Genomic DNA, 18,035 nt, shown 5'->3' with positions numbered 1-18,035 from the left:
CGAACAGGACGATCTGCAGCGTCGCGGCATCGGCATGACTTCCCAGCGTACCCGGGAGCGGCTGATCCAGCGCCTCTACGAAGAAGGCGTGTCGAACGCCAAGGTGCTCGAGGCCATTCGCCGCACTCCGCGCCACCTGTTCGTCGATGAAGCCCTGGCCCATCGGGCCTACGAGGACACGGCGCTGCCGATCGGCCATAACCAGACGATCTCCCAGCCGTTCATGGTCGCGCACATGAGCGAGCTGTTGCTGGAAGCCGGGCCCCTGGACAAGGTGCTGGAGATTGGCACCGGTTCGGGCTACCAGACGGCGATCCTGGCCCAACTGGTGGAACGGGTGTTTTCGGTTGAGCGGATCAAGGTCCTGCAGGATCGGGCCAAGGAGCGTCTGGTCGAGCTCAACCTGCGCAACGTGGTGTTCCGCTGGGGCGACGGCTGCGAAGGTTGGCCGGCGCTGGCGCCGTACAACGGCATCATCGTCACCGCGGTTGCGCCCGAGGTGCCCCAGGCACTGCTCGACCAGCTGGCACCGGGCGGGCGCATGGTGATCCCGGTCGGTCCGGCGGGGGAAACCCAGCAACTGATGCTGATCGTGCGTGAAGAACATGGTTTCTCGCGCCGGGTGCTCGGGGCCGTGCGCTTCGTGCCCCTGCTCAACGGCCCGCTGGCCTGAGTGGCGCAACGGAATATTTGCGTCGGCGACGAATTCTTGCGTCGGGCCCCTGTCTATCTGGCGTGGCGATATTCGTACACCGATCAGGCCAATTGCGAGTCACCCCTGGCAGGGTGGCTCGGTTATAATTGAAACAATATTGCATTTTGTATCGTCATTATTTGACAGCATGAGGGGAGCGCGGGTGGGTCACACAGGCATGCGGCAGCGCAAGGAACGGTCGGTATTGAAGCTTCTGGTGATTGCGCTGGCCATGGGTACCCTGTTGGCTGGCTGTTCCAGCACCAGCTCCAACGGCGCCCGCGTGGTCGATCGCAACAACACCGCGCCCAAGCGCCCGACAGTCACCTCGGGGCAGTACATCGTCAAGCCTGGGGATACGCTGTTCTCCATCGCCTTCCGCTATGGCTGGGACTACAAGGAGCTGGCGGCGCGCAACAACATTCCCGCCCCCTACACCATTCGCCCGGGTCAGCCGATTCGTTTCAGCAGCGGCGCCGGGGGTAGCACCACGATTGTCAGCAGCCCTTCTTCGTCGAGCAAGACCACCGTCATCCGCCGACCGGTCGCGACCACCGTACCGGCGACCGGTAATGGCAAAAGTGCCACTACTGCCTCTTCCACCACCTCGCAAACGGTTGCCCAGGTGCCCGCCGCAGAGCGCGCCGTGGGCGGTTGGACGTGGCCGGCGAACGGCGTGCTGATTGGTAAATTCGCTTCAAACGGTAGTTTGAATAAAGGCGTTGATATCGCCGGTGATTTGGGACAGCCTGTTTTTGCTGCGTCTGATGGAGCGGTGGTCTACGCCGGCAGTGGCTTGAGGGGCTATGGCGAGCTCATCATCATCAAACACAGCGATACCTACGTCAGTGCCTACGGTCACAACCGCAGGCTTTTGGTTCGGGAGGGGCAGCAGGTCAAGGCAGGGCAGACGATCGCAGAAATGGGGTCCACGGGCACTGATCGGGTGAAGCTGCATTTCGAGATTCGCCGCCAGGGCAAACCCGTCGATCCTCTCCAGTTCCTGCCACGCCGTTGATCAATGTCCCAGCCTGTTCCTTGGATGTAGAGGGGACAGGCTCCAGCGCTGCCATGGAAGGGTGACGCTCGAGTCTGAGTTCGAACTCAGCAAAGGACTATAACAATGGCTCTCAGCAAAGAAGTGCCGGAGTTTGACATCGACGATGACCTGCTTCTGATGGAGACAGGCATCGTTTTGGAAACGGATGTGGTGTCAGACGAACCTGCTGTACCTTCGGTTCGGACCAAGTCGAAACAGGGCGCGTCGCTCAAGCAGCACAAGTACATCGACTACAGTCGCGCACTTGATGCCACTCAACTGTATCTCAATGAAATCGGCTTCTCGCCCCTGCTTTCGCCAGAGGAAGAAGTGCATTTCGCGCGCCTGTCGCAAAAAGGCGACCCGGCCGGTCGCAAGCGCATGATCGAAAGCAACCTGCGCCTGGTGGTCAAGATCGCCCGCCGTTACGTCAATCGCGGCCTGTCGTTGCTCGACCTGATCGAGGAAGGCAACCTGGGCCTGATCCGTGCGGTGGAGAAATTCGACCCCGAGCGGGGCTTCCGTTTCTCGACCTACGCGACTTGGTGGATCCGCCAGACCATCGAGCGGGCGATCATGAACCAGACCCGCACCATTCGCCTGCCCATCCACGTGGTCAAGGAGCTCAACGTCTACCTGCGCGCTGCCCGTGAGCTGACGCAAAAGCTCGACCACGAGCCGTCGCCGGAAGAAATCGCCAGTCTGCTGGAGAAGCCGGTGGCCGAGGTCAAGCGCATGCTTGGCCTGAACGAGCGGGTGTCGTCGGTGGATGTCTCGCTCGGGCCTGACTCCGACAAGACGCTGCTCGACACGCTTACCGATGATCGCCCCACCGATCCGTGCGAACTGCTGCAGGACGACGACCTGTCGCAGAGCATCGACCAATGGCTGGGCGAGCTGACCGACAAGCAGCGCGAGGTGGTGGTGCGGCGTTTCGGCCTGCGTGGGCATGAAAGCAGCACCCTCGAGGATGTCGGCCTGGAGATCGGCCTGACCCGCGAGCGTGTGCGGCAGATCCAGGTTGAAGGCCTCAAGCGCCTGCGCGAGATCCTCGAGAAGAATGGCCTGTCCAGCGAGTCGCTGTTCCAGTAGTCACTGACGTGCGCCAGGCAAACGCCCCGACTTGTTCGGGGCGTTTGCGTTTTTTGCGCAGGCGCCAATCTGGTTGACTGACCTGACATCATTGAGGGGCCTTACTCACAACCCCATAGCCTGTCACCTGCGAAGTATTTATTTCTCCACCCTCGTAGCATCGCGTGTAAGCATTCGCTTACTCGTCATGTAAGCGATCGCTGTAGGGATCAGTAAATCAATGTCGTTTCCAGTGGCGTACTTTTTCTAACTATATGAAATATATAGGTTTTATAAATATCAAAAGATGTGTCGTCTGAATCATCCTGAGATATTCGTCGCTTGTTCCGTACCGGGGAATCGCTAGTATTCGAACTGTGTCAAGGGACAGACACAGGCCTTCAAGGATGACGGCCAGGGACATCGCGGGACGCGATTCATCAGTGGATGATGATTGGGACATACAGGGACTACGGAAAAAAATGTGGGCGGGTCAAACCGCCCCTTTTTTTTGCCTGTCGGAAATGAAAAAAGGCCCTTTCGGGCCTTTTCGCAACTGAACGCGATCAGCGCTCCAGATCGGCAATCTTGCCAGTCTTGCCGTCCCACGCTTCGGCGTCCGGCAGGGCGTCTTTCTTCTCGGTGATGTTCGGCCAGATCTCCGCCAGCTCGGCGTTCAGCTCGATGAAGTTCTCCATGCCGGACGGCACTTCGTCTTCCGAGAAAATCGCCTGAGCCGGGCACTCCGGCTCGCACAGCGCACAGTCAATGCACTCGTCCGGGTGAATCACCAGGAAGTTCGGGCCTTCGTAGAAGCAGTCCACCGGACAGACTTCCACGCAGTCGGTGTACTTGCATTTGATGCAGTTGTCGGTGACGACGAAGGTCATTTCTAATTCTCTCCTCAGGCGACGGCAGCTTGCCCTTCCTTACCAGGGCAGCGCGGTTCACGGTGCTGGCTGCAGGCCAGGCTAATAACCTGCAGTGCTCGCAAACCGCGCCGGATTCTACCAGCTTGCGCGGTGGGCCGTTATAACAGGTTTTTCAGTTGATATAGCATTTCGATAGCTTGGCGCGGCGTCATGTCGTCCAGGTCCAGCTTGCCCAGCTTCTCGATGGCCGGGTGTGGCAGGCTGGCGAACAGGTCGCTCTGGTGCGGCACGTGAGGCATGTTGTCGCGGGCCGGCATGACTGGCGCCTCGTGGGGCAGGCTGGCAGTCTCCAGCCGGCCCAGATGCTCGCGGGCGCGCTGGATCACCGCCGCCGGCACGCCCGCCAGTTGTGCCACGGCCAGGCCGTAGCTCTGGCTCGCCGGCCCCGGCAGGACGTGGTGCAGGAACACGATGCGTTCGTTGTGTTCGGTGGCGTTCAGGTGCACGTTGGCCACCAGTGGTTCGCTGTCCGGCAACACGGTGAGTTCGAAGTAGTGGGTGGCAAACAGCGTGTAGGCGCGCAGCTGGGCCAGGCGCTCGGCGGCGGCCCAGGCCAGCGACAGGCCATCGAAGGTGCTGGTGCCGCGGCCGACCTCGTCCATCAGCACCAGGCTGCGGTCGGTGGCATTGTGCAGGATGTTGGCAGTCTCGCTCATCTCGACCATGAAGGTCGAACGCCCGCCGGCAAGGTCGTCGCTGGAGCCGATACGGGTGAAAATGCGGTCGACCGGCGACAGTTCGCAGGCGGCGGCCGGGACGAAGCTGCCGATATGGGCCATCAGCACGATCAGGGCGGTCTGGCGCATGTAGGTGGACTTACCGCCCATGTTCGGGCCGGTGATGATCAGCATGCGCGTGCCGTTGTCCAGCCCGAGGTCGTTGGCCACGAACGGCGTGGTCAGCACCTGCTCGACCACCGGGTGACGACCCTGCTCGATGCGCAGGCACGGCTCGTCGACGAAGCTTGGGCAGTTCAGGTCCAGGTTCAGGGCGCGCTCGGCCAGGTTGCTCAGCACATCCAGTTCGGCCAGCGCGGCGGCGCTGTCCTGCAACGGCGCCAGGTGCTCGATCAGGGTTTCGAGCAGGGCGTCGTAGAGCATCTTCTCGCGGGCCAGGGCGCGGCTCTTGGCCGACAGCGCTTTGTCCTCGAACGCCTTGAGCTCGGGGGTGATGAAGCGTTCGGCCCCTTTGAGCGTCTGCCGGCGGATGTAGTCGACCGGCGCCTGCTCGGCCTGCTTGGTCGGCAGCTCGATGAAGTAGCCGTGCACGCGGTTGTAGCCGACCTTGAGGTTGGCCAGGCCCGTGCGGGCCTTCTCGCGGGCTTCCAGGTCGATCAGGAACTGGCCGGCGTTCTCGCTGATCGCCAGCAGCTCGTCCAGCTCGCTGTCGTAGCCGGTCTTGAGCACGCCACCGTCGCGGATCACCGCCGGCGGGTTGTCGATGATCGCCCGCTCCAGCAGGCCGGCCAGCTCCGGGTAGGTGCCGGTGATCGCGGCCAGCCGCGCCAGGTGCGGCGCTTCCAGCTCGGCCATGGCGTTCTGCAGCTCCGGCAGGGCGCCGAGGGCATCGCGCAGGCGTGCCAGGTCACGGGGACGGGCATTGCGCAGGCCGATTCGCGCCAGGATCCGCTCGATGTCGCCGATTTCCTTGAGCTGCGGTTGCAGCTTCTCGAAACGGTAGCCGTCGAGCAGGCATCGGATCGAATCCTGACGGGCCTTTAGCACCTTCAGATCGCGCAGCGGACGGTTCAGCCAGCGGGTCAGCAGTCGGCTGGCCATGGCGGTCTGGCAACGGTCGATGACCGATTGCAGGGTGTTGTCACGGCCACCGGCCAGGTTGATGTCCAGCTCCAGGTTGCGGCGGCTGGCGGCATCGAGGATGACCGTGTCGTCCATGCGCTCGTGGCGCAGGCTGCGCAAGTGGGGCAGGGCGGTGCGCTGGGTTTCCTTGGCGTAGGTCAGCAGGCAGCCGGCGGCGCCGATGGCCAGGGTCAGCTTGTCGCAGCCAAAGCCCTTGAGGTCCTGTGTGGCGAACTGCTGGCAGAGGCTTTTACGCGCCGTGTCGCGGTCGAAGTCCCACGGTGCGCGGCGGCGGGCGCCGGGGCGCTTCTCGGCCGGCAAGCCCTGCGGCCAGTCGTCGGGGATCAGCAGTTCCACCGGGTTGATACGCTCGAGTTCGGCCAGCAGGTTCTCCCAGCCCTTGATCTCCTGCACGGTGAAGTTGCCGCTGGTGATGTCCAGCACCGCCAGGCCGAACAGCCGCTCGTCACCCAGCAGGGCGGCGATCAAGTTGTCGCGGCGCTCATCGAGCAAGGCCTCGTCGCTGATCGTGCCCGGGGTGATGATGCGCACCACCTGGCGCTCCACCGGGCCCTTGCTGGTGGCCGGGTCGCCGATCTGTTCGCAGATCACCACCGATTCGCCGAGCTTCACCAGCTTGGCCAGGTAGCCTTCCAGCGAGTGGAACGGAATCCCGCACATGGGAATCGACTGGCCCGCGGACTGACCGCGGGCGGTCAGGGTGATATCCAGCAGTTTCGCGGCTTTCTTCGCATCTTCGTAGAAGATCTCGTAGAAATCGCCCATGCGGTAGAACATCAGCTGGTCCGGGTGCTGGTTTTTCAGCTTCCAGTACTGCTGCATCATCGGGGTGTGTGCGGAGAGATCAGACATTCAGGGCCTTACAGCGGGTGGTCTGGTGGCAAATTTCGAAACCGCTAATGGTACAGGCTTTTTCCGGTCGACGCAGGTCGGATGGGGTGGGGCAAATCTGCGCAGGTTGCCTGTTACAGGGCCCATTGCATTTTCGCTTCCACGGTTGCATTATGCGCATTATGCAAAAACGCAACGTAGCCTCCGTACTCAGAGAACTGCTCGCCCGCCACGGCCTGTCCCCTACAGAGCTGCATCGGCGCACGGGTGTGCCTCAATCCACCCTGTCGCGGATCCTCAGCGAGAAGATCGTCGATCCTTCGGACAAGCACGTCTCGAAGATCGCCGAGTACTTCGGCGTGAGCACCGACCAGTTGCGCGGCCGTGTCGAACTGGGCGAATCCCGTGACGCGGTCCCGCTCGCCCAGGGCCACGCGGCCCTGAGCGATATCAGCCTGTGGGACGATGAAACCCCCGTCGAGGACGACGAGGTCTCCGTTCCTTTTCTTCGTGAGGTCGAGTTGGCAGCAGGATCAGGAAGATTCGTCATCGAGGAAAGCGAGAACGCTCGCTTGCGCTTCGGCAAACGCAGCCTGCGCCACAATGGCGTGCAGTTCGACAACGCCAAGTGCGTGACGGTACGTGGCAACAGCATGCTGCCGGTGCTGCGCGATGGCGCCACGGTCGGAGTCAATACCGGTAAAAGCACCATCGGCGATATCATCGACGGTGACCTTTATGCCATCAACCACAATGGCCAGCTGCGGGTGAAACAAGTGTACCGCCTGCCCACCGGCATCCGCCTGCGCAGCTTCAACCGCGATGAGCACCCCGACGAGGACTACAGCTTCCAGCAGATGCAGGAAGAACAGATCAGCCTCCTCGGTCACGTTTTCTGGTGGGGCATGTACGCCCGTTGATCCCCGCGCCTCGATAGAAACCCGCCTCGGCGGGTTTTTTTTCGTCCTCAGAAACCCCCTACATCCACGTCGGATCAGGCCTCCATGCATAGGAGCAAAAGCTGATGCATAAAAATTTGAATTTGTGCATTGACTGCATATGCATGAATGCATAAAATGTACCCCAAGCCGGACGCAAACCGGTTGAGATACAGGCAGCGATGAACAGGCCTCGACTGTTCAGAGGGTTGGCAACTGGCCCGGGTGTGCAGCGTAAAGCACCACGATCAGTTATCCGGCGGGCAGGCGGCCGCGGTCGGAGTCACCAATTTGAAGCGCAACCGTACGGCGTCACCAGCCGTGGCCGACGGTTACACCGCGCATTACTGAAAAGCCTGCATAGCGGGCTTTTTGGAATGCCGAGTCAAGCCAATCACGATCCGCCGGCCTGTCGCCGGCGGGCAAACACACAGGAGACAGGAACGTGACGAACGAGCAACAGACGTTGCTGGAGATGCCGCTCTGGCTGGTGATCCTCCTGGCATTGCTGGGCGGACTTTCCGGCGAGATGTGGCGCGCCGACAAGGCCGGCGCCCGCGGCTGGGGGCTGCTCAGGCGGCTGGCGCTGCGCTCGGGGGCCTGCATGGTCTGCGGGGTGTCGACGGTCATGCTGCTGTACGCCAGCGGCATGTCGATCTGGAGTGCCAGCGCTTTTGGCTGCCTTACCGCCATGGCCGGCGCCGACGTGGCCATCGGCCTTTACGAGCGCTGGGCCGCTCGGCGGCTGGGGTTGGACGAACAGCCCGCGGCTGTACGCCAGGACGAAGAATGAACGTGGCAACAAGGAAGAAAAGCGAATGTTCAACGAGTTTCGCTGCGGTAAATGCAACCGCTTGCTGGCCCGCATCGGCGGGGCGGCGGTGGTCCAGATCAAGTGCTCGCGTTGCGCGACCTTGAACCACATGAAGGCCACGGGCCTCGACAACGTGCCGACGAGCGATCAGGACGGGCCGCAGAGTCCAGCTCCCCTTCAATCGATCCAGTAGGAGAAACACCATGGCAGGTCGTACCCGCATTCCTTTCAACGGCGTCGGCACTTCGGTGCTGCCCGCTTACCAGACCCTGTCGGCGGGCCAGTACCTGCTGTCGCCCAATCAGCGCTTCAAGCTGCTGCTGCAGGGCGATGGCAATTTGGTGATCCAGGACAACGGCGCCACCGTCTGGGTCGCCAATGAACAGCAACCTTTCAGCTCGACTATTCCCTTGCGCAACAAGAAGGCCCCGCTGGCCTTCTACGTTCAGTACGGCGCGTTCCTCGACGACTACTCGCGACGCCGGGTGTGGCTGACTGACAACAGCACCTTCACCAGCAACGACCAGTGGAACCGTACCCACCTGGTGCTGCAAGACGACGGCAATATCGTGCTGGTCGACTCGCTGGCGCTGTGGAACGGCACGCCGGCCATCCCGTTGGTGCCTGGCGCGATCGACTCGCTGCTGCTGGCACCTGGCTCCGAGCTGGTACAGGGCGTGGTGTACGGCGCGGGCGCCAGCAAGCTGGTGTTCCAGGGTGACGGTAATCTCGTGGCCTATGGCCCGAACGGCGCGGCCACCTGGAACGCCGGCACTCAAGGCAAGGGCGCCATGCGCGCGGTGTTCCAGGGTGACGGCAACCTGGTGGTCTACGGTGCCGGCAATGCGGTGCTGTGGCACTCGCATACCGGCGGCCATGCCAGCGCTGTGCTGCGCCTGCAGGCCAACGGCAGCATCGCCATCCTCGACGAGAAACCGGTATGGGCGCGCTTCGGCTTCCAGCCGACCTATCGCCATATCCGCAAGATCAACCCTGACCAGAAGCCGATCGACATCTGGACCTGGCACTTCTGAGTCGAGCGCCGGGCCTTAACGGGCCCGGCCTTCGTCGAACCGAGCGTTCAAGGAGCACAAGCATGAGCGAACTGGCCCAGTTGTACGCGGCCGTCACCTCCACCCTGCGGGCGACGTTGCCGGCCTTCGCCACGGTCGCCACGGAGGGCGACGTCACGCTCGAACCAGCCTTGCCGGCCTTGGTCCATGGCGTGTTGCGCATGCGTGGCGACGAGGCGCTGCGGGACGGTCGCTCATTGCTGATGGCGACCTTCGAGGCCCGCGTCACCGCCCAGGGCACCCCCGCGCAGGCACGGACGCAGGCCGGCGTGCTGGCGGCGCAGCTGATCGATGTGCTGCGCCAGCAGTCCTGGGGGCTTGATTACGTCGAGGGCGCACGGGACATCCTCGCCGAAGCCGAGGGTACTTCCTGGCGGGTGCAATGGGAGCAACCGGTCCTGCTGGGCAGTGTCCAGTGGCCCTGGCCCGACCAGCCGGCGGGCAGCCTGATGCTGGGCTTCGCGCCGGACACCGGGCCCGGCAACCAGGACAAGTACCTGTCACCGGAGGACCTGGCATGAGCTACGCCAGCGCCATGCACGATCGCATGCTGGCCAGCCTGGTGATTCCCTGCCGGGTAGTGGCGGTGGACCTGGCCGCGGCCCGGGTACGGGTGTCCGACGGCGGCGGCTGGACCAGCGCCTGGGTGCGCTGGCATGCCCAGGCTGCCGGCAAGGCCCGCCATTGGCGGGCACCGAGCCTGGACGAGCAGGGCGTGTTGATCAGCCCCAGCGGCGAACCGGCCTTGGGCACCTTCGTCCCGGGGTTGTACGGCAATGCCGGGGCGGCGCCGGACAACCGCGACCATGTCGAGGTCTGGCGCTTCGACGATGGCGGCTCACTGGCCTACGACTGGCAGGCCAAACGTTATGACATCCAACTGCCCAGCGGCCAGGCCACGGTCAAGGTCGGCGCCAGTACCCTGGTGGTCAGCGACAACGCCATCACTCTCGACGCCGCGTCGATCACCCTGACCGGCAAGGTTGCCATCAACGGCCCGCTGACGGTCAGCGGCGACATCAACGGCGGTGGCCGGATCATCGACACGGCCGGCAACACCGCCAACCACAAGCACTGAACCAAGGCCTGTACGAAATGTGTCTGCGCGAAGGCCAGACAAGGCGAAACGGGGGGAGGAACGGCCGGGGTCGCGCCCGACTGTACTGGAGTACATGAGCATTCCGAGCCCCGTTTCAACGCAGTATGGGCGAGTGCAGATACATTTCGTACAGAGCCCAAGGCCTTGAGCCCAGCAAGATCGCCATTGAGCGACATGAGCGCGGCATGTGCCGCGCCCCATCATTTCGACTCAAAAGGTAAAGCAACATGGAAGCAGTAAAAGTCGGCAAGCATTTCTTCAACGCCCACCCAACCGCCGTCAGCCAGGTCTTCAGCGCCGCGGACAACAAGGATGGCGTGTACCTGCGCACTGCCACCCTGTGCACCGGCGGCGGCATCCTCAACCTGTACACCGGCCCGAAGGCGCCGGCCTACCTCGGTGACATGAGCGTCCACGCCATCATGGGCGGGATCAACGGCGGCATTGATTCGCAGTACACCCTGCCTTATCAGCTGTTCATCCCGGCGGGTTACGGCCTGTGGACCGTCGCCAACAACGCCACGGCGGCCATCGCCCTGACCTACGACTTCGTCTCCTGAAACGGCTGTCCGGCTTTTCCGGGCAACCCTTTCCTGCCTGCCAGGTGATAACCATGCGCTATCCGAACAGGCTACCTGGAGCCTCAATTCCAGGAGGTGCCCCATGATCGGCATGGACCGCCGCACCGGCCAGCCCCTGTCGGGCGTGGCCCACCTGCGTCAATCCATCGAGGACATTCTCACCACGCCGTTGGGCAGCCGGCGCATGCGTCCGGAGTACGGCAGCCAGCTGCGCCGTTACGTCGACCTGCCGGTCAACGAAGGCTGGAAGAGTGCGGTGCAGGCCGAGGTGGCCAGGGCCCTGGGGCGCTGGGAGCCGCGGCTGAAGCTGGAGCGGGTCAAGGTCGTCGCGGTGCTCGATGGCCAGGTCAGCCTGGCCTTGAGCGGTCGTTACCTGGGGGATGACGCCCTGGTGGAGGTGACGGTATGAGCCAGGTCGACCTGTCGAAACTGCCCGCTCCGCAACTGCTTGAAGACCTCGATTTCGAGGCGCTGTACCAGGAGGACCTGGCCAGCTTCCGTGCCCAGCTGGGCGACGGCTGGACCGCCAATCTTGAAAGCGACCCTGTGACCAAGCTGCTCGAGGTCGGCGCGTACCGCAAACTGCTCAACCGGGCACGGATCAATGACGCGGCCAAGGCGCTGCTACTGGCCTATGCCCAGGGCAGCGATCTGGATCAGCTGGCGGCCAACGTCAGCCTGCAACGCCTGGTGATCCAGGCGGCGGACCCGGGCACGATTCCACCGACCGAGGCCGTGCTCGAATCCGACGACGCCCTGCGCGAACGGGTGCAACTGGTCTACGAAGGGCTGACCACCGCCGGTCCGCGTAACAGCTACATCCTCCATGCCCGCAACGCTTCGGGGCGGGTCGCCGACGCGACCGCCGAAAGCCCGTCGCCGGCGGTGGTGGACGTTACTGTGCTTAGCCTGGACAACGACGGCGTGGCCAGCCCCGAGCTGCTGGCGCAGGTAAACGCCTACCTCAACGACGACGATATTCGCCCGGTCGCCGACCGGGTCAATGTGCGCAGCGCCGAGGTGCTGCCGTACCGCGTCGAGGCAGTGCTGCACATGGCCGACAACGGCCCGGAGTTCGAGGCGATCCTCAGCGAATGCCGGCGCCGTCTCCAGGCCTGGGTCAATCCACGCCGACGCCTGGGCGTCGAGGTCGCCCGCTCCGGGATCGATGCGCAGTTGCACATTGATGGCGTAAGCCGTGTCGAGCTGGTCGGTTGGAGCGACATTCGCCCGAGCAAGGCCCAGGCCGCCTGGTGCACCGGCATCGTACTGCGGCGGGGAGGTTGATATGCAGAGTCTTCTGCCGCTCAACCGCACGCCGCTGGAGCGGGCCATCGAGGTGGCGGCCGACGAGGACCTCAAGGTCACGTTGCGCACCCTCTACAACCCCGACACCTGCCCGGCGCACCTGCTCTACCAGCTGGCCTGGGCCTGGTCGGTGGACCGCTGGGACGACAGCTGGAGCGAGGCGATCAAGCGCTCGGTGATCCGCTCGGCGTTCTTCGTCCATGCCCACAAGGGCACCCTCGGCGCTCTCCGGCGGGTGGTCGAGCCATTCGGCTACCTCATCGAGGTGCAGGAATGGTGGCAGACCCAGCCTGCCGGCGTACCGGGCACGTTTGCCCTGAAGGTCGGGGTGACCGACACCGGCATCAGCGAGGAAACCTACAACGAACTGTCGTCGCTGATCGACGACGCCCGGCCGGTCAGCCGCCACATGACCGGTCTGGCGATCAGTCTCGAAAGCCGTGGCGGTCTCTATTTCGGCTGCGCGCTGCAGGACGGCGACGAACTCGACGTCTACCCGCCGGCACCTCCTGACCTGATCGTCAGTGGCGCCATTGGTCGCGGCGGCCGGGAACACACAATCGATACCTTGGACATTGCACATGGTTGACCAGAATTCCCAGTTCTACGCCATCCTCACCAACGTGGGCGCGGCGAAACAGGCCAACGCGGATGCCTTGGGCATCCCGTGGAAAATCACCCAGATGGGCGTGGGCGATGCCAACGGCACCGACCCCACCCCTAACGCCACCCAGACCAGCCTGATCAACGAATGGCGCCGGGCGCCGCTGAACCAGTTGAAGGTGGACGACAAGAACAGCGCGATCATCGTCGCCGAGCAGGTCATCCCGGCGGATGTCGGCGGCAAGTGGATCCGCGAGATCGCGCTGTACGACGCCGATGGCGACATGGTCGCCGTAGCCAACTGCGCGCCGACCTATAAACCGTTGCTCAGCCAGGGCTCGGGGCGCACCCAGGTGGTGCGCATGAACCTGATCGTCAGCAGTGCCAGTAATGTGCAGTTGAAGATCGATCCGGCGGTGGTGCTGGCCACTCGCGAGTGGGTCACCGAGGAACTGGCGCGGCAGGATTTCAAGCATTCGGTGCAGGTGGCGACCACTGCCGCCATTACCTTGAGTGGACTGCAAACCATCGATGGGGTTGCATTGCAGGCGGGCACCCGGGTGTTGGTCAAGGATCAGGCGGCGGCCAAGGACAATGGTCTCTACCTAGTGGCCGCAGGCGCATGGACTCGCTGCAGTGATGCCGACAGCGATGCCAAGGTCACGCCTGGCCTGCTGGTGCTGGTCGAGAAGGGCGCGGCCAACGCTGATAGTGCCTGGCAGTTGGTCAGCGAAGGACCGATCAACCTGGGTGTCAGTGCCCAGGATTATGAAATGGCTTTTGGCCGTAGCGGAGTGACGGCTGGAACCTACCGTAGTGTCACGGTAGACAAGTATGGGCGAGTGAATGCCGCGTCCAACCCGACCACGGCAGCTGGATACGGATTGACGGATGTCTATACCAAGGGCCAGGTGGACACTGCACTGGCGCTCAAAGCGCCGCTTGCGAGCCCTGCATTGTCCGGCGTCCCGACTGCCCCTACCCCTACCAAGGGCACCAACACTACTCAGGTGGCCACTACCGCCTTTGTCTTGGGTGAGATACTGGGGCTGGTCGACTCCGCACCGGGCGCCCTCGACACGCTGAAGGAACTGGCAGCCGCGCTGGGCAACGATCCGAATTTCTCCGCCACGGTGCTCAAGGAGCTGGCGAAGAAAGCACCGCTGGAAAGCCCGGTATTTACTGGTACGCCCAAGGCGCCGTCGCCTGGCCCACTGGATGCCAGCCAGAACCTGGCGACCACGGACTTTGTGTATTCTGCGTTGCACGGCTCAGTTTCGGTGGACGTGGCTGGTGCAGGCGATTTCATCTTGGCCGACGATCAGGCGAGCAAAGGGATCATCTATTTGGTGGGCGCTTTGACCGGAGACCGTACGATCATCCTGCCAAGAGTAATGAGGCGTTATACGCTCCGCAATGCCACCTCTGGCGCGTTCAAACTCATGGTGAAAATGAGTGTAGGGGAGGGTGTTGAGATTACGCAGGGCAGGGTCTCGAATGTTTTCACCGGCAGTTCGAATACCTTTCTCGACCAGACCGATTTTATCAGTCCGGCGCTAACCGGTACGCCGATCGCTCCCAATGCAAACGTTGGCACTAGCACAGCCCAAATCGCTACAACAAAGCACGTTCGAGATACGTTGAACGCCTATGGGCTGGGGGCGACAAACACCGGTGCTGTTGGTAATTCTGGCCAACTGCCGACCTTGGCGTCGGGGCATTACTATTACCCCGCCGATTTCTCGCCTTATGGGGCCTATGCATTCGTGCAGCGTACTACCTATGCGGGTAATCGCGGTTTCGAGCTGGCAAACATTCCATACACCGATCGCTTTTGGGGCCGTGGCAGCAATGGCGACGGCACTTGGCGGCTTCCTGTCGAGCTGGCCCCGCTGGTTGGGCCTGCATTCGGTGGTACGCCGACAGCCCCGACGGCCCCGAAAGGTACAAACACAGCTCAGCTTGCCACCACGGGGTTTGTTCAGGTCGAGCTGGCCAACCGTCTGGTAGCTGGTGGTGGTGCCGTTACTCGGCAACAGCCGGTCCTGGCCTCGCCATTCCCCGGTGCATCTTATGATTCGAGCGCCCTTGTGCTCCGGGAAGCAAATGAGGCCGGCGGGGCCGATGATCGAGAGATTTTCGCGCCTGGACTCGGCTTTCATTGGTTTGGGCGAGTCGCTGGGAAACTCATCATGGACTCGGTGGGCAGACTGAAGTGGAACGGCAATCCGTTGCTGTTTGGAGCAGTTGCGAGTCAAGTTGAGGTAGACACCGGCAGCACTGATGTCAACGTCGTCACGCCTGCGAAGATGCGGCTCGGCTTCACCTTCATCAAGGCTGGTAGCGGTGGCAGTAATGCGATCAAGTTTCCTACCTGGTTAGGTGGGTTCATGGTTCAGTGGGGCGTCCACACAGCCAGTAGCGCAGACGCGGAAACGACGGTCACTTTCCCACTTGAGTTCAGTGTTGTTCCGGGCCTAGCCAGTATCCTCACTCACGATGGGGCGTTGGCTCAATCAACGATCGTTTCGCAAAGCCGATTGCTTACGACGACAGGCTTCCAGTCCCGGCGCGAGGATATCGTCAGCACGACGTCGCTGGTTGCACAGGTCCGCTGGATTGCGGTTGGTTTCTAAGGGAGGGAATCATGGAAATGTGGGCAAAATGGGTTGAGTACGACAGGCGGTTTAGCTTTTCACTGGATGACAACGGAGGGGCGTCAATCAGTGCTGAGCGTCATGGGGAACTGTTACGTGCAGAGGCCACCGGTCAGGTGCTGGTCCCAGGCGAAGGCGGCGTCCCGACAATCGTTGACCCTGTGCTGACGGAGGATGCTGTACGGGAAATTGGACGGCGTTGGCGCACTGCTGAGCTGAACTGCCATGAGTGGGTAGTCACGCGCCACCGCGATGAGATGGAACTGGGGCTGACACCGACGCTATCTGATGAGCAGTACACTGCGCTGCTGGTCTATCGCCAAGCGCTGCGTGACTGGCCGGCGGCCGATGCGTTCCCTGTCGTGACTGATCGTCCCGCAGCGCCGCCGTGGCTCGTTGAACTGACTGAATAACGCCCCGCATTGTCGGGGCTTTTCTTTGTGTGCGTTTCGGTACTCGCCGACGACACCTATTCAGGCCTCGCGATGCGAGGCCTTTTCATATCTGGAGATTTTATGAGTGGATTCTTCCACGGCGTCACCGTGACCAACGTCGACACCGGCGCCCGCAGCATCGCGCTGCCGTCGTCCTCGATCATCGGCCTGGTCGACACCTTCACCGAAGGCCCGGGCGTCACCGCCAAGGCCAATGACCTTATCCTGATCACCAGCGAGCGCGAAGCGGTCGCGGCGTTCGGCCAGGATGCGGCGATCACCAAGGCCTGCCGCGCGATCTACAGCCGCGCCAAGGCGGTCATCGTCGCCTGCGGCGTGGCCAAGCTCGAAGATGCCGCCGAGCAGACCTCGGCGATCATCGGCAACGTGCTGGCCGACGGCAAGCGCACCGGCCTGCAGGCGCTGCTCGACGGCAAGAGCCGCTTCAACGCCCAGCCGCGCCTGCTGGTCACCCCCAAGCACAGCGCCACCCAGGCCGTCGGCACCGCCCTGGTGGCCCTGGCCGACAAGCTGCGCGCCATCGCCATCATCGACGGCCCCAACACCACCGATGAAGCGGCCATTGCCTACGCCAAGAACTTCGGTGCCAAGCGCGCCTTCCTGGTCGATCCGGGCGTGCGCTACTGGGACAACGCCGAAGAGGCCACCGTCGACGCGCCGGGGTCGGCCTGGGTCGCCGGCCTGTTCGCCTTCACCGACCGCGAGTACGGCTTCTGGGCTTCGCCTTCGAACAAGGAGTTCGTCGGCATCACCGGCACCACCCGCGCCGTGGAGTTCCTCGATGGCGACGACACCTGCCGCGCCAACCTGCTGAACAACGCCAACATCGCCACCATCATCCGCGACGACGGCTTCCGCCTGTGGGGCAACCGCACCCTGTCGAGCGACCCGAAATGGGCCTTCGTCACCCGCGTGCGGACCATGGACATCGTGATGGACGCGATCCTCTACGGCCACAAGTGGGCCGTCGACCGCTCCATCACCGCCACCTACGTCAAGGACGTCACCGAAGGCCTGCAGGCCTTCATGCGCGACCTGAAGAACCAGGGCGCGATCATCAACTTCGAGGTCTTCGCCGATCCGGAACTGAACACCGCCAGCCAACTGGAGCAGGGCAAGGTGTACTGGAACATCCGCTTCACCGATGTGCCGCCTGCCGAAAACCCCAATTTCCGCGTCGAAGTCACCAACCAGTGGCTGACCGAAGTCCTCGATTCCGCCGCTTAAGGAGCGCATCCGCATGGCAATGATTCCCGAAACACTGGCCAACCTGAACCTGTTCGTCGATGGCGTCAGCTTCCAGGGCGACGTGCCCAGCCTGACCCTGCCCAAGCTTACCCTGAAGATGGAAGAGCACCGCCCCGGCGGCATGGACATGCCGGTCGAGATGGACCAGGGCATGGAGAAGCAGGAAGCCGCCTTCACCACCACCGGCGTGCGCCGCGAGTCGCTGAAGTTCTTCGGCCTGGCCGACGGCACCGCCTTCAACGGCACCTTCCGCGGCGCCTTCAAGGGCCTGAAGGGCAAGATCAACCCGGTCATCGTCACCCTACGCGGCTCGCTGAAAGAGATCGACATGGGGGACTGGAAGTCCGGCGACAAGGCCGAGATCAAGCACAGCGTCGCCGTCACCTACTACAAGCTCGAAGTCGATGGCCGCCTGGTCTACGAAATCGACGCCCTGGGCATGAAGCGGGTGATCGACGGCGTCGACCAACTGGCCGCCCAGCGCGCCGCCCTGGGTCTTTAAGGAGAACGCTCGATGGCTCAAGCAAAAAAATTGCCGCAATGGCTGACCGTCGACGCCGAGCGCGTGACCGTGCGCCTGTCGCGCCCCAGCGAGGCCAACGGTGTGCAGGTCGACAGCCTGTCGCTGCGCGCACCGACCGTGCGTGACATCCGCAATGCCCAGGCCGGTGGCGTGGGCGATGACGAGCAGCGCGAACTGAACCTGTTCGCCTCGCTCGCCGAGGTTGGCGTCAAGGACCTCGAGGGCCTGGCCCTGAAGGACTACAGCCGCCTGCAGACTGGCTATTTTCGCCTGGTGCAGGACGACGAGGTTTGACCCTGCCCGGCAGAAGGCCGCCGCCAGGCGGCTGGCCAAGGAGCTGAACTTTTCC

Annotated in this window: 20 protein-coding genes and 1 pseudogene; 19 read left to right on the top strand and 2 right to left on the bottom strand. The window is 63.1% G+C overall.

From position 1 onward, the window contains the following. Positions 1-34 precede the first annotated feature (34 nt). The 3 genes from AC25MA_RS11670 to rpoS all read left to right on the top strand — a co-directional run bounded on the left by AC25MA_RS11670 (position 35) and on the right by rpoS (position 2,825). The gene (locus tag AC25MA_RS11670) at positions 35-673 is read left to right on the top strand and encodes a protein-L-isoaspartate(D-aspartate) O-methyltransferase (RefSeq protein WP_162175259.1); all 639 of its coding nucleotides are present in this window, start codon (positions 35-37) and stop codon (positions 671-673) included. A 184-nt stretch (positions 674-857) separates the two neighbouring features. After that, a complete protein-coding gene (locus AC25MA_RS11665) occupies positions 858-1,712 on the top strand; it encodes a peptidoglycan DD-metalloendopeptidase family protein (protein ID WP_062361375.1) in 855 nt (284 codons plus the stop codon). 105 nt (positions 1,713-1,817) lie between these two features. Then, positions 1,818-2,825, top strand: coding sequence for an RNA polymerase sigma factor RpoS (gene rpoS, locus AC25MA_RS11660; RefSeq protein ID WP_011535249.1), 1,008 nt, complete (start codon positions 1,818-1,820; stop codon positions 2,823-2,825). A 545-nt stretch (positions 2,826-3,370) separates the two neighbouring features. Here rpoS and fdxA read toward each other — a convergent pair. Then, positions 3,371-3,694, bottom strand: coding sequence for a ferredoxin FdxA (gene fdxA, locus AC25MA_RS11655; RefSeq protein WP_028690650.1), 324 nt, complete (start codon positions 3,692-3,694; stop codon positions 3,371-3,373). A gap of 140 nt (positions 3,695-3,834) precedes the next feature. Then, positions 3,835-6,408 carry a DNA mismatch repair protein MutS gene (gene mutS / locus AC25MA_RS11650; protein WP_069016707.1) on the bottom strand — a complete coding sequence of 858 codons (2,574 nt, stop codon included), beginning with the start codon at positions 6,406-6,408 and terminating at the stop codon, positions 3,835-3,837. A gap of 152 nt (positions 6,409-6,560) precedes the next feature. Here mutS and AC25MA_RS11645 point away from each other — a divergent pair, with 152 nt between their 5' ends. The 16 genes and pseudogenes from AC25MA_RS11645 to AC25MA_RS11570 all read left to right on the top strand — a co-directional run bounded on the left by AC25MA_RS11645 (position 6,561) and on the right by AC25MA_RS11570 (position 17,980). Then, positions 6,561-7,307: a LexA family transcriptional regulator gene (locus AC25MA_RS11645; protein ID WP_081791564.1), complete on the top strand. Its 747-nt coding sequence runs from the start codon at positions 6,561-6,563 to the stop codon at positions 7,305-7,307. Positions 7,308-7,770: 463 nt separating this feature from the next. Then, entirely contained in the window at positions 7,771-8,118 is a 348-nt protein-coding gene (locus AC25MA_RS11640) for a phage holin family protein (protein ID WP_028690647.1), read from the top strand. A 25-nt stretch (positions 8,119-8,143) separates the two neighbouring features. Then, positions 8,144-8,332, top strand: coding sequence for a zinc finger domain-containing protein (locus tag AC25MA_RS11635; RefSeq protein WP_028690646.1), 189 nt, complete (start codon positions 8,144-8,146; stop codon positions 8,330-8,332). A 10-nt stretch (positions 8,333-8,342) separates the two neighbouring features. Beyond that, entirely contained in the window at positions 8,343-9,173 is an 831-nt protein-coding gene (locus AC25MA_RS11630; protein WP_486972040.1) for a putidacin L1 family lectin-like bacteriocin, read from the top strand. A 62-nt stretch (positions 9,174-9,235) separates the two neighbouring features. Beyond that, positions 9,236-9,733 (top strand): hypothetical protein, encoded by a 498-nt coding sequence (locus tag AC25MA_RS11625; RefSeq protein ID WP_028690644.1) that lies wholly within the window; start codon positions 9,236-9,238, stop codon positions 9,731-9,733. Further along, a complete protein-coding gene (locus tag AC25MA_RS11620; protein ID WP_486972039.1) occupies positions 9,730-10,290 on the top strand; it encodes a phage baseplate assembly protein V in 561 nt (186 codons plus the stop codon). Before AC25MA_RS11625 ends, AC25MA_RS11620 begins: the two co-directional genes overlap by 4 nt. Positions 10,291-10,538: 248 nt before the next feature. Then, on the top strand, positions 10,539-10,871 hold the full coding sequence (locus AC25MA_RS11615; protein ID WP_028690642.1) for a hypothetical protein: 333 nt from the start codon (positions 10,539-10,541) through the stop codon (positions 10,869-10,871). 103 nt (positions 10,872-10,974) lie between these two features. Beyond that, on the top strand, positions 10,975-11,301 hold the full coding sequence (locus AC25MA_RS11610; protein WP_028690641.1) for a GPW/gp25 family protein: 327 nt from the start codon (positions 10,975-10,977) through the stop codon (positions 11,299-11,301). After that, on the top strand, positions 11,298-12,179 hold the full coding sequence (locus tag AC25MA_RS11605; RefSeq protein ID WP_069016704.1) for a baseplate assembly protein: 882 nt from the start codon (positions 11,298-11,300) through the stop codon (positions 12,177-12,179). The genes AC25MA_RS11610 and AC25MA_RS11605 overlap by 4 nt, the downstream gene beginning before the upstream one ends. Position 12,180: 1 nt before the next feature. Continuing rightward, positions 12,181-12,789 (top strand): phage tail protein I, encoded by a 609-nt coding sequence (locus AC25MA_RS11600; protein ID WP_028690639.1) that lies wholly within the window; start codon positions 12,181-12,183, stop codon positions 12,787-12,789. Next, positions 12,782-13,834, top strand: a pseudogene (locus tag AC25MA_RS11595) (phage tail protein); the annotation flags it as partial. The gene AC25MA_RS11600 and the pseudogene AC25MA_RS11595, both read left to right, overlap by 8 nt. Positions 13,835-14,197: 363 nt before the next feature. Then, a complete protein-coding gene (locus tag AC25MA_RS11590) occupies positions 14,198-15,439 on the top strand; it encodes a gp53-like domain-containing protein (RefSeq protein ID WP_371349836.1) in 1,242 nt (413 codons plus the stop codon). Between the two features lie 11 nt (positions 15,440-15,450). After that, complete coding sequence (locus AC25MA_RS11585) at positions 15,451-15,873, top strand: tail fiber assembly protein (RefSeq protein ID WP_186596885.1); 423 nt, start codon at positions 15,451-15,453, stop codon at positions 15,871-15,873. A gap of 102 nt (positions 15,874-15,975) precedes the next feature. Further along, entirely contained in the window at positions 15,976-17,142 is a 1,167-nt protein-coding gene (locus AC25MA_RS11580; RefSeq protein WP_069016700.1) for a phage tail sheath subtilisin-like domain-containing protein, read from the top strand. 13 nt (positions 17,143-17,155) lie between these two features. Then, a complete protein-coding gene (locus AC25MA_RS11575; RefSeq protein WP_023628885.1) occupies positions 17,156-17,665 on the top strand; it encodes a phage major tail tube protein in 510 nt (169 codons plus the stop codon). A gap of 12 nt (positions 17,666-17,677) precedes the next feature. Beyond that, positions 17,678-17,980 carry a phage tail assembly protein gene (locus AC25MA_RS11570; protein ID WP_028690637.1) on the top strand — a complete coding sequence of 101 codons (303 nt, stop codon included), beginning with the start codon at positions 17,678-17,680 and terminating at the stop codon, positions 17,978-17,980. The last annotated feature ends 55 nt before the right edge of the window (positions 17,981-18,035 follow it).

The organism is Pseudomonas sp. P65(2024) (assembly GCF_057480955.1).
The sequence above is the reverse complement of the archived record's forward strand: the minus strand, read 5'-3'. Positions and strand labels throughout refer to the sequence as shown.